Genomic DNA, 16,590 nt, shown 5'->3' on the forward strand with positions numbered 1-16,590 from the left:
GCACATCGTGTGGCGTCAGCTCGCGGTGGCCTGCTCGCCGTCGGGATCGGCGGTGCTAGGGGTGGACACTAGGGCCGTCTCCGGCTCCTGTTGGGCGAGCAGTACAGGAAGGGTGATGGTGATGGTGGAGTCCGTCCCATCCGCCGCGTCGCCGCCTTGGAGCTGACCTCCCGCGCCGGCGATGAGCTTGGCCGCGATGGCGAGATCGAGGCCGGCACCCGTGCCGGATTGACCGACGGGTTGGGCGGCCGCCAGCATCAGTTGTACCTGTTGGCCGTCGCGGTGGGCGCTGGCCATGATCGATTGACCTCGCGCCTTCGCATCCATCGGCGCCAGCGCCGTGAACGCCCGTGCCAGGCCCCGCTGAAGGGGCTCCTGGGAGGCGTCCACGATGATGGGCCCATCGAGGGCAACCGTCACCGGCGCGTCGGAACGTTCCGCGGCCCACTGCCCGGCCACCTGGCCGACGAGGGCCGCCAGGTCCGGCGCCGGGGACTGATCAGCATGCTGCAGGCCGGACACGATGGAACCGACATCGCGAGTCAGGTCATCGAGGCCGTCGGCGTTGTCCTGCAGGAGCCCGCGCACTTCCACCACGCTGTCCGTCAGGTTGTTCTCGCGCAGGGTGCGACGCAGGGCCGTCAGGCCTTCGGCAACGCGCTGGCGATCGGTTTGTTCGCCACTGAACAGGGCGAGGGTTTGCGCCGTCTGGTCGACGAAGCCCTGCAGCTCATCCAAACGTTCATCCACCAAGGTGGTGTTGCTGCGCAGGTACCAAAGGGGTGTGTTCATCTTCGAGTCGATCTGCGCGGCCACCTGCTCGAGCTGGTCAGCGTGGCGGCGCTGGGCCAGTCCACGTTGCGCTAGCTCCAGGTCGGCGATGGCATCGTCCAAGGTTGCCAGCTGCTCGGCCAGTCGCAGCTGGACGTCGGTTTGCGCCTCCACGTCCGCCACCAGGGGGCGGGGTGCCGCCGCCGCGACGGCCGGCATCGCGTCCTCCTCTAGCTTGCGCAGGCCGAGGAGCAGCAGGGCAGCGAGCGACAAGGCCGAGAACGCAGACAACGCGGCCCAGCCCTGGGCGGCGCCCAGGTTGGTCGAGCCACGCAGCAGGCTCGCTTCGGCCTGACGGGCGAGGCGCGGAATCGACAGCGCCTCCAATTGCGCGAAGGACGCGTCGGCGAGCGGACGATCGCCCGCCACAGACTCGACCGCATCGAGCAGCGGTGTCAGGTAGGGCAGATCTACCGTGTCGGCCCGCAGCAGCTCGGCGTCCTCGCCCAGGGAGGACTGGTCCGTGCCCCCGCCGCGGCGGGCGGCGTCCACGGCGCGGGTAAGCAGGGAGAAGGCACGCTCGGCGGTCAGACTGTTGCCGCTCTCGCGCAGCTGGCGCACCACCTGCGGGCCTTGGCCACGTAGCCAGGCCACGTGGTTGGACAGGCGGGCGCGATGATCGACGAGGGCGCCGCCGGCCGTCAGGGCATCACGACCGGCCAGGATCAGCGCCTGCGCTTGCGTGTTGCTGGTGCCGTCGAGCGCATCGATGGCCGTATTCAGTTCGGCGAGTGAGCGGTCACCGCGAGCCGAGGCGTCAGCGGTAAGCTGATAGGGGTCGAGGTTGGCGAGCAAATCGGCGTATTCGACGGCGATCCGGCGAACCGCCGGCACCTGTGCTGCGTCGTTACCCGCCGCATCCGAGGTTGGTCTCGAAGCCAACACGAGCAGCACTAGCGCGCCGCACAGCACGCCGGCCGCTAACCATGCGCCGATCGCTTTGAGCAAGTGTGCCCCCGGTGGTGGTGGAAACCCCTCGCCGGTGTTGTCCCAGCGTGAATCCTCCCGAGATTACCACCGCAAGTTGCTAGACGACAGTGGTCTTTCGGGGAGAAATATGTCCTCACGATGGACGGTTTGGAGCTCGCTGTTCGGGCACTGGAGTGAGCACCGACGCGTAAGTGTCGGCGAAGGCTTGGGGCATCCTGCTCGCCCGCCCCGTGTCCAGATTGATGCAGGCAAACTCCGTACGCGCTCGCAATAGGGTGCGGCCATCATGCGCATTTCGAATCTGGAATCGCCGTACGATGCGGATGATCTCGTCGCACTCCACCACCCAGGTGGCCAGGCGCAGCGGCTCGTCCGCGTAGGCGGCGGACAGGTAGTCGTACTCGCAGCGTCTGATCACCATCGCCCGGCGCATCGTTTGATAAGTGTCTAGGGTGATCCCGAGGCTCTCCGAGTGGGCCCAGCTCACCCGCTCGCACCAGCGCATGTAGCTGGTGTTGTTGGCGTGGCCGAGACCGTCGATATCCTCGCGCGCCACCGCGTGATCGATCAGAAACGGCGTCGGCAGATCCCAGCCATCGTTCGCAGTTCGCTGGGTCACGGCTCGATCCTCTGGCCATCCCACGCGAAGCAGCTACCGCTATCGCCCTGGTCTAAACCGCCGAGCACGTCGAGCAGTGCGCCGGCGGCACGGGTTGGTGAAAACAGCGCCTGCGCCGACACGCCACTGCGAAACGGCGCCGACAATTGCGTGTCCACCGTGCCTGGGTGGAGCCCGACGCAGATGCACTCGGGCAGGCGTCTGGCCCATTCGATGGCGAGGGTCTTGGTCAGCATGTTCTGAGCCGCCTTAGAGGCACGGTAGGCGTACCACCCTCCCAGACGGTTGTCGGAAATGCTACCAACGCGGGCACTCAGGGAAGCGAATACGCTTGGACCCTCTTTGGGAATTAGTGGCATGAACTGCTGAGCGACGAGGATCGGCCCGGTCGCATTCACGGCGAAGGCGCGCGCGAGCGCTTCGGCCTCTACGTTCTCCAAGCGCTTTTCCGGTTGATGGGCACCGTCGTGCAGGAGCCCCGTGGAATTGATCACGATGCGCAGCGCCTCATCCTCCGGCAGTCGCGCTGAGACCTCGCGCGCCGCCGCCTCAATCGAGCTGGGCGCCTCCACATCCAGCGGCACGGTGATCAGTCGCGGACCGAAGCGCTCGCTCAAGTCCGCTAGCGTCGACGATTGGTGCGGGCGGCGGCTGGTGGCGACCACGCCGAGGACATTCACACGGGAGAGCAGGGCTTCGACCAAGGCGTAGCCGATGCCGCGCGAGGCGCCCTGCACGAGGGCCCAGCCAGGCGTAGCGATCAATGTATCGGGCAATGGGGATCCTCATATCGGGCTGGTCTCGCCCGAGCGTGCGGCGTCGGCACGCTCAGGTGAACCCGAGTGTGCTTGACACGGGTCGATGGCGGCACATGCACCGGGAAAGGATTGCCGCCTTGACCGCTTCTTCGCCCCTATAGCAGGATTGCTGCTATGCACCGCACGGCACGGGCCCAGACCCGCGCCAGGCCAACCAGGGGCGCTTGGGGCTCTCTCCCGGCGCCCTTGTTGTTTCTGGCCTGAAGGGGAATGCGGTCGGAGGTGGAATGACGATACTCAGCAAGCGGGCCGCCGAGGCTCACCCGGATCACGGCCTGTGGCAGCCCGATTTCGAGAAGGACAGCTGCGGCTTCGGCTTGATCGCGAGCATCGACGACCGCCCTGATCACCGCATCGTCTCCCGCGCCATCGAGGCGCTCAGTCGGCTGACCCATCGCGGCGCTGTGGCGGCGGACGGGCGCTCCGGCGACGGCTGTGGTTTGCTCATTCGCCGACCCGATTCCTTCCTTCGCGCCGTCGCCGCCGCCGCCAACATTACGCCGGCCAAGCGCTTTGCCGCCGGCAACGTCTTCCTGCCGAAGAATGCACCGCGCGCCGAACAGGCCCGTCAGGCACTCGAGCGCGCGGTCAGCGACGGTGGCCTGTCCTTCGCCGGGTGGCGCCAGGTGCCGGTGGACGTCGCCGCGTGCGGCGAGGAAGCCCTGGCGCTCCTGCCCACGGTCGAACAGGCCTTCGTGAATGCCCCGGCGGAGATGTCGCTCGGGCAGTTCGAGCGCCGCTTGTTCGTCGCCCGTCGCCGCGCGGAGATGGCGATGGCTGGCGACGTGGAAGACTTCTACGTCTGCAGCCTGTCGAGCGATGCCATCGTCTACAAGGGCATGGTGTTGCCGCGCCTGCTGCCGGAGTTCTACCTGGACCTGCGCGATGAACGCCTGACCACGTCCGTCTGCGTGTTCCATCAGCGTTTCTCCACCAACACCCTGCCGCAATGGTCCCTCGCCCAACCGTTCCGCTACCTCGCGCACAACGGCGAGATCAACACGATCCGGGTCAATCGCAACTGGGCCGAGGCGCGCCGCGGTCGCTTTACCTCAGACCTCCTGCCCGAGCTCTGCGAGCTGGCACCTCTGGTCTCCATGCAGGGCTCCGACTCATCGTCGCTGGACAACATGCTCGAGGTCCTGCTGGCCGGCGGCCTGGATCTCCTGCTCGCGATGCGCCTGTTGGTTCCCCCGGCCTGGCAGGCCACGGCCAGCCTCGATCCCGATCTGCGCGCGTTCTACGAGTTCTACTCATCGCACATCGAGCCCTGGGATGGCCCAGCCGGCATCGTCATGGCCAACTCGCGCTACGCGGCCTGCACCCTGGATCGAAACGGGCTACGTCCGGCGCGCTACTGGCTTACGGACGATCGGATCATCACCGTGGCCTCGGAGACGGGGGTCATCGACTACGAACCGTCCACCGTGGTGGCCAAGGGCCGCCTGGGCCCCGGCCAGATGATCGCCGTCGACCTTGAACACGCGCGGCTCCTGCACAGCGCCGACATCGACGAGCGCTTGAAGCAGACGGCGCCTTACAAGCACTGGCTAAAGGAAGGTGTGCGCTATCTCGACTCGCAGCTGGTGGACTCGCGCCTCGCCGCGGAGCCGATGCCCGCCGACACGCTTCTCGCCTACGAGAAGATGTTCGGTGTGAGCAACGAAGAGCGCACCTCGGTGATCCGCCCCCTCGCGGAGAGTGAGATGGAGGCGGTTGGCGCCATGGGCGACGACACGCCGATCGCGGTGCTCTCGCGTCGCGTCCGATCACCTTACGATTTCTTTCGCCAGCAGTTCGCGCAGGTCACCAATCCGCCGATCGACCCCCTGAGAGAATCGGTGGTGATGTCGCTGCAGACGCAGATCGGGCGAGAGTGCAACGTGCTCGACCCACAGCCCGATCACGCCCATCAGATCGTGCTGTCCTCGCCGGTGCTCTCCCAGCGCAAGCTGCGCCAGATCCTGGACTTCGATCAACACGGCGTCAGCCACGCGTTCCTCGACCTGAATTTCCCCGTCACCATGACCCTGGCGGAAGCGCTGGACTCGCTCTGCACCCAGGCGGAGCAAGCGGTGCGCGCCGGCAACCTGGTGCTCCTGCTGAGCGATCGCTACCTCACGCGCGAGAAGCTCCCCCTGCACGCCCTGCTGGCCACCGGTGCCGTGCATCAGCATCTGGTGGACACGGGCCTGCGCTGCCGCTGCAACCTCGTCATCGAGACCGGCACCGCACGCGACCCGCATCACTTCGCGTGCCTGATCGGCAACGGGGCGACGGCCGTGTACCCCTACATGGCGTATCAGTGTTTGCACGATCTGAGCCGCAGCAACGAGATCAAGCAGGACTACCATTCCAAGCAGCTCGGGCGCAGCTATCGCCGCGGCATCCGTAAGGGCCTGCTGAAGATCATGTCCAAGATGGGCATCTCCACCATCGCCAGCTACCGCGGCGCGCAGCTGTTCGAGATCGTCGGCCTCCACGAGGAGGTGGTGGCGCGCTGTTTCCGCGGTACCCCCAGCCGCATCCAGGGGGCCAACTTCGATGATCTGAAGGCGGATCAAGTGGCGCTCAGCGAGCGCGCGTGGAACGAGCGCGCCCCGCGAGAGCAGGGTGGCATCTACAAGTGGGTTCACCGCGGTGAGTACCACATGTACAACACGGAGGTCGTGCAGGCCCTGCAGATGGCCGTGCGCACCGGAGACCGGGAGGACTACGACGTGTTCGCCCGTGCGGTCAACGAGCGTCCTATCGCCTCCCTACGCGATCTGTTCGAGTTGGACCCCTTGGGCGAGCCGGTGCCGCTGGAGGAGGTCGAATCGGTCGAGGCCATCACCAAGCGCTTCGAGTGCGCGGGCATGTCTCTCGGCGCCCTATCGCCCGAAGCCCACGAGGCCCTTGCCATCGCGATGAACCGCATCGGCGGGCGCAGCAACTCGGGCGAGGGCGGGGAAGACCCCGCGCGCCATGGCACGGAGAAGCGCTCGAAGATCAAGCAGATCGCCTCCGGGCGTTTCGGCGTCACGCCCGAGTACCTGGTCAACGCCGAGGTGCTGCAGATCAAGATCGCCCAGGGCGCCAAGCCGGGTGAGGGTGGCCAGCTGCCCGGGCACAAGGTGGATCAAACGATCGCCCGCCTGCGCTACGCCAGCCCGGGGGTCGGTTTGATTTCGCCGCCGCCCCACCATGACATCTACTCCATCGAGGATCTGGCCCAGCTCATCTTCGATCTGAAGCAGGTCAACCCCTCGGCGCTCGTCTCCGTGAAACTGGTCGCCGCCCCGGGTGTCGGCACCATCGCCGCGGGTGTGGCCAAGGCCTATGCCGACCTCATCACCATCGCCGGCCATGACGGCGGCACGGGCGCCAGCCCCCTGACCTCGATCAAGTACGCGGGCGGACCCTGGGAGTTGGGACTCGCCGAGACCCATCAAACGCTGCGCGCGAACAACCTGCGCCACAAGACTCGGATTCAAACCGACGGCGGGCTGAAGACCGGTCTCGACGTGGTGAAGGCCGCGCTCCTCGGCGCGGAAAGCTTCGGCTTCGGTACGGCGCCGCTGATCGCCCTTGGCTGCAAGTACCTTCGCATCTGTCACCTCAACAACTGCGCCGTGGGCGTGGCCACCCAGACCAAGACCCTGCGCCAGCGCTTCTTTACCGGCTTGCCGGACATGGTGGTGAAATACTTCCAGTTTGTCGCTGAAGAGGTGCGCGAACTCATGGCCTCGCTCGGCGCGCGTACGCTCGATGAACTCATCGGTCGGGTGGATCTCATTCGCCTCCGCGAAGGGGAGACGGACCGCCAGCGGCGCTTGGACCTCACCCCGATCACGGCCGGTAAGGGCTTGGACGACGGCAAGCACCTGTGCACCTCGCCCACCAACGATCCCTTCGACCAGGCCGAGCTCGCCCAGCAGATGCTGCGCGACATGCGAGGCGCCATCGAGGCTGGCCACGGCGGGCGCTTCCATTACACCGTGCACAACTACGATCGGTCCGTAGGCGCGCGCATCTCCGGGGAGATCGCTCGCCATCACGGCGATCAGGGCATGGCACGCACGCCGCTCGAGGTGCGCCTCCAGGGCAGTGCCGGCCAGAGCTTCGGCGTGTTCAATGCCGGCGGCCTGCACCTGCACTTGGAAGGGGATGCCAACGACTACGTTGGCAAGGGGATGGCGGGCGGCAAGCTCGTGCTCTACCCCCCGCGCAGTGCGACCTTTCGCGCACGCGACACGGTGATCATGGGCAACACGTGCCTCTACGGCGCCACCGGAGGCGAGATCTACGCCGCCGGACTCGCGGGCGAACGCTTCGCCGTGCGCAACTCTGGCGCCGTCGCCGTCATCGAGGGCGCCGGGGATCACTGCTGCGAGTACATGACCGGCGGCGCGGTGACCGTGCTCGGTCGCACGGGGGTGAACTTCGGCGCAGGCATGACCGGGGGCTTCGCGTTGGTGCTCGACCTCGACCGCGACTTTGTCGACCGCTACAACCACGACCTGATCGACATCCACCGTCTCACGCCCGAACGCATGGAGGCCCACAGCCAATACCTCCTACGCCAGCTCGCCACCCATGTGCAGGAGACGGGGAGCAAGTGGGCGCAGGAGATGCTGGACGACTTCCGCAGCGTGGTGGGGCGCTTCTGGCTGGTGAAGCCGAAGGCCGCGAGTATCGACAACCTCGTCGAATCTCTGCGTCGCGCCAGCTAGGAGCTTCATCAACGTGGCACAAGACAAACCTCTGCACTTCCTGGATACGCCCCGGCGCGAACCGGAAAAGGCGCCCGCCAGCGAGCGTGTGCGCCATTTCGGCGAGATCTACGGACACTATGGCGCTGACGCGGCAGCGGAACAGGCCGCCCGTTGCCTGGGGTGCGGCATCCCCTTCTGCGAGTGGAAGTGTCCGGTGCACAACTACATCCCAGACTGGCTGCGCTTGATCGAGGAGGGCAACCTCTTCGAGGCGGCGGAGCTCTCCCACCGCACCAACTCCCTGCCCGAGATGTGTGGGCGCATCTGCCCGCAGGATCGGCTCTGTGAGGGCGCTTGCACCCTGAACGACGGCCATGGCGCCGTCAGCATCGGCGCGATCGAACGCTACATCACCGACGAGGCCATCAAGCGCGGGTGGCGTCCGGACCTCTCCTACGTGCAACCCACCGGCAAGAAGGCGGCGGTGATCGGCGCCGGTCCGGCGGGACTCGGCGCGGCGGACATCCTGGTGCGCAACGGCGTGGAGGCCGTCGTCTACGACCGTTACCCCATGATCGGGGGGCTCCTGACCTTCGGCATCCCGCCGTTCAAGTTGGAGAAGGAGATCGTTGAGCTGCGCCATCGCTTGATGGAAGAGATGGGCGTGGAGTTTCGCCTCGGGGTCGAGGTGGGCCGGGACGTGGGCTTCGAGGAGTTGCTCGAGGAGTACGACAGCGTGTTCCTCGGCCTGGGCGCCTACAGCGCGGTCAAGGGAGAGTTCCCGGGCGAGCAGCTGCCGGGTGTCTATCCGGCGTTGCCGTTTCTCATCGGCAACGTCAACCGCTTGCTCTCGGTGAGCACGGACGATCCGTACATCAGCTTGAAGGACAAGCGCGTGGTGGTGCTCGGCGGTGGAGACACGGCAATGGACTGCAATCGCACGGCGCTGCGCCAGGGCGCGAGAAGCGTCACCTGCACCTATCGCCGCGATGAGGCCAACCTCCCGGGCTCCCGCCGCGAGCTACGCAACAGCGTGGAAGAGGGCGTCGAATTCCTCTACAACCGCCAGCCGGTAGCCATTGTCGGAGAGGACCGAGTCGAGGGCGTGCGGCTGATGGAGACTCGCGTGGGGCCGGCGCGCGGACGCGCCGGTCGGCGCAGCACGGAAGTGGTCGAGGGCACGGAGCACGTGATCGAGGCCGATGCGGTAATCATCGCCTTCGGCTTCCGTCCGAGTCCGCCCGCGTGGCTCGCTGACCACGGGATCGCCTTGGCACCTGATGGCAAGCTACAAGTCGGCCGGGACGCCGATCGCCCCTACCAAACCACCAATGAGAAGGTCTTCGGCGGTGGGGACATGGTGCGCGGCGCCGACCTTGTGGTCACCGCCGTCTTCGAGGGCCGCGAGGCGGCGCGCGGTATGCTGCACTACATGGGCGTGCCGCGTCAGCAGCAGGCGTAGGCGCGAGAGCCGCTCATCGCCGCAACACCTGTGCTACGACGTCGGCGAAGTGTGCGCGGGTTAGCGTAGGCGCCTCGCTCTCAGCACCATCACCTTTCAACGCAATCAGGCAACCGTTGGCGCCGGCCGCCTTACCGGCCGCCAGCAAAGGTGTGGCCAGGGCCGCCGTGCCGCCCAGGGCGGCGCCGGGATCGATCAGTACGGGGCAGTCCGTCTCGTGACGAAGGCGGGCGACGGTGCCGAGATCCAAGGTCGGTTGCGTCGCGTCGTCCGCGGCGGCGGCGCCCGCTTCACACAGCAACACCTGTCGATTGCCTTCCGTGCGCAGGATGTTCAAGGCGCGCAGGAGTTCGCGCATGCTGCTCGACCGCCCGCGCGTGAGAATCACCGGACGCGCCGTACGACCGACCGCCCGTAACAGGTCGAGATGTTCCATGTGGCGGCCGTCCAAACGCAGGGCATCTGCCGCGGCCGCCGCTTCGGCCACGTGTTCCACCCGCATCACCGTGGCGACCAGGGGCAGGCGAGTGGCGCGCGCTGCCTCGGCCAACCATTGCAGCTGCCGCCGCCAACGTTGGGCATCGACGGCGAGGGCGTTGTCCTGCAGTCCACTCACGAGGGCGCTGGCGCCCGCTTGAGCAGCCTGCTCAGCCTCGCGCAGGGCGGTTTGTTGAGTGGTCTCCTGCGCGGGGCCGGCCATGATGGCGAAACGTTGCGCATCCACGGTCATCGGGCCGATCCTCACGCTGACCAAATGAGCCGATTCGGTAGCGGGTACCGTGGAGGAGTGACCTGCCGAAGTCGCCGCCGGTTCGCTGCCGACCCAGCGCTCGGGCGCCACCGGGGTGGCGCGAATCTGATGCGATGGGTAGCACCCGAGTACCTTCAGGTAGCGGGTCACACGCGCCAGGCGTCGCAAGGTCTCGCGCATCGCTGGGGCATCGACGTTGCCCTCCACATCCACGTAGAACATCTCCTCCCAGGGGTTGCCCATGATGGGGCGCGACTCCAGCTTGCACATGCTCAAGCCCGCATCGCGAAAGAGGGTGAGTGCCTCCACCAGCGACCCGGCCGTGTCCGCTGTGGCCATCACCAACGAGGTCTTGCAGGCGATCGGCAGGGGCACCGCGCGCGCTTGGCGGGCCACGCACAGAAACCGCGTCACGTTTTCCCGCTGGTTCGCGATGTTCGTCGCCAGGGGCACGAGGCCGTAGCGCTCGCCCGCTTGCCGGCTCGCAATCGCACCCGCACGCTTGTCGGTGTCCTGAGCGGCGCGACGCACGGCCTCCGCCGTCTCCAGGGACTCCTGGCGACAGTGGCGTAGGCCCGCCACGAACTGACTGCACTGGGCGAAGCCCTGCGGGTGGGCGTAGATGCGATCGAGGGACTCCAAGCTGGTGCCCGGCGGCGCGAGCAAGCAGTGGTCGATCTGCAGGGTCTCCTCGCCGATCACATTGAGGGGCGTGTGCATGAGCAGGTCGTAGACCTCGTTGATACCGCCGGAGGTGGTGTTCTCGATCGGCAGCATGGCGTAATCCGCGGCGCCGGACTCCACCGCCTCCACCGCTTGGGAGAAGGCGTCGAAGCCGAGGAATACGAGGCGGTCGGCGCGGCTCGCGAAGTGCTGTTGCACGGCGACCTGGCTGTAGGAGCCCGTGTCGCCCTGGAAGGCGACCCGAATGCTCGGGGCGTCCACCGCCGGGTCGTTGCTCTCCACCAGTCGCGATTGTTGCAGCCGAACTGAGTCGTCGATGATCAGATGAAAGACGCGGGTGACATAGGGCGCGTCGAGACCGTGCGATTTGCCGCGTTCGATGAGTCGGACCAGCAGGTCTTCTTCCCGTTCCTGGTCGCGGATCGCGCGCCCGGAGGTGGCCTTGGTTTGCGCGATGCCCACGGCGAGTTCACGGCGCCGGGCGAGCAGCTCGATGAGCGAGCTGTCGAGCGCGGTGATCTCATCACGCAGGCCGGTCAAGGCATCGGGGGTAGGTGGGGCTGATGGGTCTTGTTTGCCGTCGACGGTCGGTTTGTCGGCCATAGCCGGGGTCCTTTTCATGGGCGAGCGTCGCGAGCGCCCTAGGGTGCTCGCCGCGGAGCATTATCGTGCACGTTGCCGCCCGTGTCTGTGCGCTCGAGCCTCATCGGGAGGCAGGCAACATTGCTGCCATCGGACCCGGTGGGCTACATTGCCCGCGTTTGCAATCGTTGCCGTGGGGGCATAGGGGGAGCAATGACGGTCGTGGTGAAGGATAAGAGCATTCAGCTGGCGCGGGCGATGTGGCCTGCCGGGGTGGCGCTCGCACTGGTAAGTACGGGTGTGCAAGCCCAGCTGGAAGAGGTGGTGGTCACCGCGCAGAAGCGCGAGGAATCCCTGCAGGACGTGCCCATCGCCGTGAATGCGATCGACTCCGGCACGCTCGAGAAGGCCGGCATCGTCGACATCCGACAGCTCACGGCGCTCGCACCGAGCCTGGTACTGTCGAGTTCCGCGTCAGAGGCGGCCGGCACGGTGGCTCGTATCCGCGGCATCGGCACCACCGGGGACAACCCCGGCCTCGAGTCTTCCGTCGCCATCTTCATCGATGGCGTCTACCGAAACCGCAACAACAACGCCTTGACGGAGCTCGGTGAGATCGAGCGCATCGAGGTGCTGCGCGGCCCCCAAGGAACGCTGTTTGGTAAGAACGCCTCGGCGGGTTTGATCAATATCATCACCAAGGGGCCTTCCTACGAACCGGAAGGTCATCTGAGCGGCTCCTTCGGCAGCTTCAATGAGATGCGGCTGAACGCGGGGTGGAGCGGTCCGTTGGTAGAGGACCAGATCGCGTTCCGTATCGATGGCGCGTTCACGGAGCGTGACGGGTTTCTGGAGGACCGCGCCACGGGCGTGAGCTTCAACGACCGTGACCGCGTCTTGTTGCGCGCCCAGTTGCAAGCCGACCCCACCGAGGCGATCTCCATGCGGATCATCGCCGACTACGCCGATCGCAACGAGACCTGCTGCGCGGCCACCACCATCGTGGCAGGACCCACCACCGGCTTCATCACCGCCCTTGGCGGCGATGTGGTGGTACCGCCCGATCCCTTCGAACGCGACGCCACGGTGAACGTGGAGCGTGGCTACCAGCAAGACGTGGAAGACTACGGCGTCTCCCTGCAGATCGATGCGGACGCCTCCTTCGGCACCTTTACTTCCATCACCGCCTACCGCGAGTGGAACGCGAACCGGTCCCAGGATCTCGACTACACGAGCGCCGATGTCCTCTTCCGTGACATCGACGGCAACGTGCAGGGCTTTGATACCTTCACCCAGGAGCTGCGGCTTGCGGGCACGAGCGATCGCTTCGATTGGATGATCGGTGGCTTCTACTCAGATGAGGAACTCGCGCTCGATGACGCGATCCGAACCGGCGCCGTGTACGAGCCTTTCCTCGACCTGCTCCTCGGCGGTGGCGTTCCCGGCACTCTGCCGGCCATCACCGGCCTGGCGCCTGGCACTATCTACAGTGAGGGCCAGGGCGTCGTGAGCGACTCCTTCCACCAGGAGGCGGTGAGCTGGGCGCTGTTCACCCACAACACTTTGCGGTTTACCGACCGCGTCTCCTTGGGCTTCGGCGTGCGCTACACGGAGGAGGACAAGGATCTCGAGGCCAGCCTGCTGTCGGACAATCCAGCGTGTTTGGCATCGGTGGGGTTGGGGGTGGCACCGCCCGACGCTATTGGTCTTGTTTGCCTGCCGTTCTTTAATCCTCTGACCGACGGTGAGTACGCCGCAGATCGCACGGACAGGGAAGTCACGGGAACCGTCAACCTCGGCATCGAGTTCACTGACAGCGTTTCCGGCTACGCTTCATACGGCAGGGGCTTCAAGGCCGGGGGCTTCAACCTGGACCGTGCGGGGCTTGCCAACCCTCTGCTCGGGCTGACGCCCTCCGGTGCCGATCTCGAGTTCGAAGCCGAGACCGTGGACTCCTACGAGATCGGGCTCAAGTCGCGCCTGGCCGGCGGCGCCCTCCAGTTGAACCTGGCAGCCTTCAGCAGCGAGTTCGAAAACTTCCAGCTCAACACCTTCACGGGGATCAACTTCGTGGTGAGCAATCTCGCGGAAGTGACCACGGAGGGCTTCGAGCTCGACTTCACCGCGCTGCCCTTCGAGACGCTCACGCTACGCGGCGGTGTGGCCTTCGCCAACGCCCGCTACGGCGACGACATCATCGACCCGGCCACCGGTGTGCTATCGCCGTTGGCAGGCCAGACGCTTACCAACGCACCGCGCTGGAGCGCGTCGCTGGCCGCGACCTACGAGCAGCCCCTCGGCAACGGCCTGCTCGGGTTCATCCACCTCGATTCGCGCTTCACCTCTGAGATGAACACCGGTTCCGATCTCGATGTGGAGAAGATCCAGGACGCGTTCACCGTGCTCAACATGCGGGTCGGGCTCGGTAGCGATAGCGAGCGGTGGACCATCGAGGTGTGGGCGCGCAATTTGCTGGACGAGGACTTCATCCAGATCGCCTTCGACCAGCCGCTGCAGGGGTCGGGAAGTGGCCCTGGGTCCACCCAGACTTTCGGCGCCTTCCTCGGCGAGCCTCGCATGGTCGGCGCGACCCTTCGTTTGCGCTTCTAGCGCGTCCTTCCTCAGCTTCGGGCGGCAACTTTTTCCATCTCTGGGAAGGAGTTGCCGCGCCTTCCCCTTCGCTCCACGAGTTCTCGTGTACATTCCGAAGGGATGTATCCAGGTCGATGCCCTAACCCAAGGAATACTTGCCGGAATGTAAGTATTCCTTATTTCGTCTTATATTTTGGTTCCGGCAGACTTGGCCTCCGTCTTTCGCAAGTCGTGCGGCAACGAGCATTCGACGCCCGTTGCCCACAGAGATCGAGACGCGTCGCCTGATCGGGGAAGCCAGGATCAGCGACGCAGCGTCAAGGGCCACCATCGCCCTGACCACGATCGGCTCGGGTGAGCGCAAACCCAGCGTAAGGCCAGAACTGAAAATGCAGCGGCGCGATCGCCAGGACGGCTTGTCCCGCGCGATGACGTCGAGAATGCACCCTTCACGCGCACAGGAGAATCAATGAGCTTCACCCAGTACCCGCCGGCCCCGGCGAGGCTGCATCGCAGTGAATTGGCCGTACCCGGCTCCAACCCGAAGATGATCGAGAAGGCGGCCGATAGCGCGGCCGACTACGTGTTCCTCGATTGCGAGGATGCCGTGGCGCCGGCGGACAAGGAGCAGGCACGGCGCAACATCATCGAAGCCCTCAACGAGATCCCCTGGCGCGAGAAGGGCAAGACCATCTCCGTGCGCATCAACGGCCTCGACACCCACTATATGTACCGAGACGTGGTGGACATCGTGGAGCAGGCCGGCGCCAACCTGGACACCATCTTGATACCAAAGGTGGGTGTGCCCGCAGATGTCTACACGGTTGACTGCATGGTCACCCAGATCAGCGACGCTAAGGGCTTCGGCGAGCACCGCATCGGCCTCGAGTGCCTGATCGAAACGGCCCTTGGCGGGGCTAACGTAATGGCAATTGCGCAATCGAGTGCAAGGCTCGAAGCGTTGCACTTCGGCGTCGCCGACTACGCCGCGAGCATGCGGGCGCGGACCACCGTGATCGGCGGCCTGAACCCGGACTACCAGTGCGAGGGGGCGCTTGCAGACCAGTGGCATGCGGCCCTGGTGAACATGGCCACCGCCTGCCGAGCCTACGGCTTGCGTGCGATCGACGGCCCCTTCGGCGACTTCAGCGATCCCGACGCCTACCGTGCCGCTGCCCGCCGCGCCGCGGCCCTCGGCTACGAGGGCAAGTGGGCGATCCACCCGTCCCAGATCGAACTGGCCAACGAGGTCATGTCGCCGCCGGACGCGGAGATCGACCGCGCCGAACGGATCGTTGAGGCGCTGGGCGAAGCGGCAGCCCAAGGCAAGGGCGCGGCATCGCTCGACGGCAAGATGATCGACGCGGCGTCGGAGCGTATGGCGCGCAACGTACTGCAGCAGGCGCAGCTGATGCGCGCCAAGGCGTAAGGGGGAACACAAGTGGACATTCACGAGTATCAGGCAAAGGCACTGCTGCGCGACTACGGGGTGGGCGTGTTGCCCGGCGCCCTTGCGTACAGCCCGGAACAAGCCGTCTACCGTGCCCAGGAAATGGGCGGTGAGGTATTCGCCGTCAAGGCGCAGGTGCACGCCGGCGGCCGCGGCAAGGCGGGGGGCGTCAAGATCTGCCGTTCACCGGACGAGGTCTGGGAAGCGGCCGAAGCCCTGTTGGGTCGTCGCCTGGTGACCCACCAGACTGGCCCCGAAGGCAAGCTCATCCATCGCATCTACGTGGAAGCGGGCTGCGACATCCAGCGCGAGTTCTACCTCGGCTTCGTGATGGACCGCGAGAGCGAGCGCATCATGATCGTCGCCTCCGCTGAAGGCGGCATGGAAATCGAGGACATCGCCCAGAGCAAGCCGGACTCTCTGATCCGTGCGGCCATCGAGCCCGCTGTTGGCATGCAGGCCTTCCAGGCGCGTGAAATCGCCTTTGCCTTAGGGCTTAGCGGCAAGGAAGTGAATCAGGCCGTCAACCTGATCATGGGCGTCTACAAGGCCTTCACCGAGTGGGACGCCAACATGGCCGAGATCAACCCGCTGGTGGTGACCGGCGATGGTCGGGTGCTGGCCCTCGACTGCAAGATGTCCTTCGATGACAACGCCACCTTCCGCCACCCGCGCATCGCCGAGTTGCGAGACAAGACCCAGGAAGACCCCCGCGAGATGCGCGCGGCCGACCGTGGCCTCAGCTACGTGGGCCTCGACGGCAACATCGGTTGCATCATCAACGGTGCCGGCCTCGCCATGGCCTCCATGGACATGATCAAGCATGCGGGAGGCGAACCGGCCAATTTCCTCGACATCGGCGGCGGTGCCTCACCGGAACGGGTGGCCAAGGCCTTTCGTCTGGTGATGTCCGACGACAAGGTGCAGACCATCCTGGTCAACATCTTCGCGGGCATCAATCGCTGCGACTGGGTGGCCGAGGGCGTCGTGCAAGCCGTCCGCCAGGAGAACCCGCAGATGCCGCTCGTGGTGCGCCTGTCGGGTACCAACGTGGAGGAGGGTCGCAAGATCCTCAACGACTCGGACCTGCCGATCATCCAGGCAGAGACCCTGCGCGAGGCTGCCGAAGTGGCGGTGGCCGAGTGGAAAAAGACCACCGGACGGAGCTGAGCGA

At 66.0% G+C, this 16,590-nt stretch carries 9 protein-coding genes; 5 read left to right on the forward strand and 4 right to left on the reverse strand.

The features are described 5' to 3' along the window. Nucleotides 1–15 precede the first annotated feature (15 nt). The 3 genes from AAF184_08310 to AAF184_08320 form a co-directional block, all read right to left on the reverse strand. Nucleotides 16–1,779 (reverse strand): hypothetical protein, encoded by a 1,764-nt coding sequence (locus AAF184_08310; protein MEO0422322.1) that lies wholly within the window; start codon nt 1,777–1,779, stop codon nt 16–18. A 115-nt stretch (nt 1,780–1,894) separates the two neighbouring features. Continuing rightward, the gene (locus AAF184_08315) at nt 1,895–2,380 is read right to left on the reverse strand and encodes a thioesterase family protein (GenBank protein MEO0422323.1); all 486 of its coding nucleotides are present in this window, start codon (nt 2,378–2,380) and stop codon (nt 1,895–1,897) included. Next, nucleotides 2,377–3,156, reverse strand: a complete 780-nt coding sequence (locus tag AAF184_08320; GenBank protein ID MEO0422324.1) for an SDR family NAD(P)-dependent oxidoreductase — start codon at nt 3,154–3,156, stop codon at nt 2,377–2,379. The genes AAF184_08315 and AAF184_08320 overlap by 4 nt, the downstream gene beginning before the upstream one ends. Before the next feature lie 269 nt (nt 3,157–3,425). Here AAF184_08320 and gltB point away from each other — a divergent pair, with 269 nt between their 5' ends. Next, complete coding sequence (gene gltB / locus AAF184_08325) at nt 3,426–7,913, forward strand: glutamate synthase large subunit (protein ID MEO0422325.1); 4,488 nt, start codon at nt 3,426–3,428, stop codon at nt 7,911–7,913. Between the two features lie 13 nt (nt 7,914–7,926). Next, a complete protein-coding gene (locus AAF184_08330) occupies nt 7,927–9,357 on the forward strand; it encodes an FAD-dependent oxidoreductase (protein MEO0422326.1) in 1,431 nt (476 codons plus the stop codon). 13 nt (nt 9,358–9,370) lie between these two features. On the opposite strand, the gene AAF184_08335 is transcribed toward AAF184_08330, so the two are convergent. Continuing rightward, complete coding sequence (locus AAF184_08335; protein MEO0422327.1) at nt 9,371–11,395, reverse strand: chorismate mutase; 2,025 nt, start codon at nt 11,393–11,395, stop codon at nt 9,371–9,373. 204 nt (nt 11,396–11,599) lie between these two features. On the opposite strand from AAF184_08335, the gene AAF184_08340 reads away from it, so the two are divergent. The 3 genes from AAF184_08340 (at nt 11,600) to AAF184_08350 (ending at nt 16,586) form a co-directional block, all read left to right on the forward strand. Next, nucleotides 11,600–13,984 (forward strand): TonB-dependent receptor, encoded by a 2,385-nt coding sequence (locus AAF184_08340; protein MEO0422328.1) that lies wholly within the window; start codon nt 11,600–11,602, stop codon nt 13,982–13,984. 451 nt (nt 13,985–14,435) lie between these two features. After that, nucleotides 14,436–15,395 carry a CoA ester lyase gene (locus tag AAF184_08345; GenBank protein ID MEO0422329.1) on the forward strand — a complete coding sequence of 320 codons (960 nt, stop codon included), beginning with the start codon at nt 14,436–14,438 and terminating at the stop codon, nt 15,393–15,395. A 12-nt stretch (nt 15,396–15,407) separates the two neighbouring features. Beyond that, nucleotides 15,408–16,586 (forward strand): malate--CoA ligase subunit beta, encoded by a 1,179-nt coding sequence (locus AAF184_08350; GenBank protein ID MEO0422330.1) that lies wholly within the window; start codon nt 15,408–15,410, stop codon nt 16,584–16,586. Nucleotides 16,587–16,590: the final 4 nt, after the last annotated feature.

The organism is Pseudomonadota bacterium, from assembly GCA_039815145.1.
In the GTDB taxonomy this organism is placed as follows: domain Bacteria; phylum Pseudomonadota; class Gammaproteobacteria; order Steroidobacterales; family JBCBZW01; genus JBCBZW01.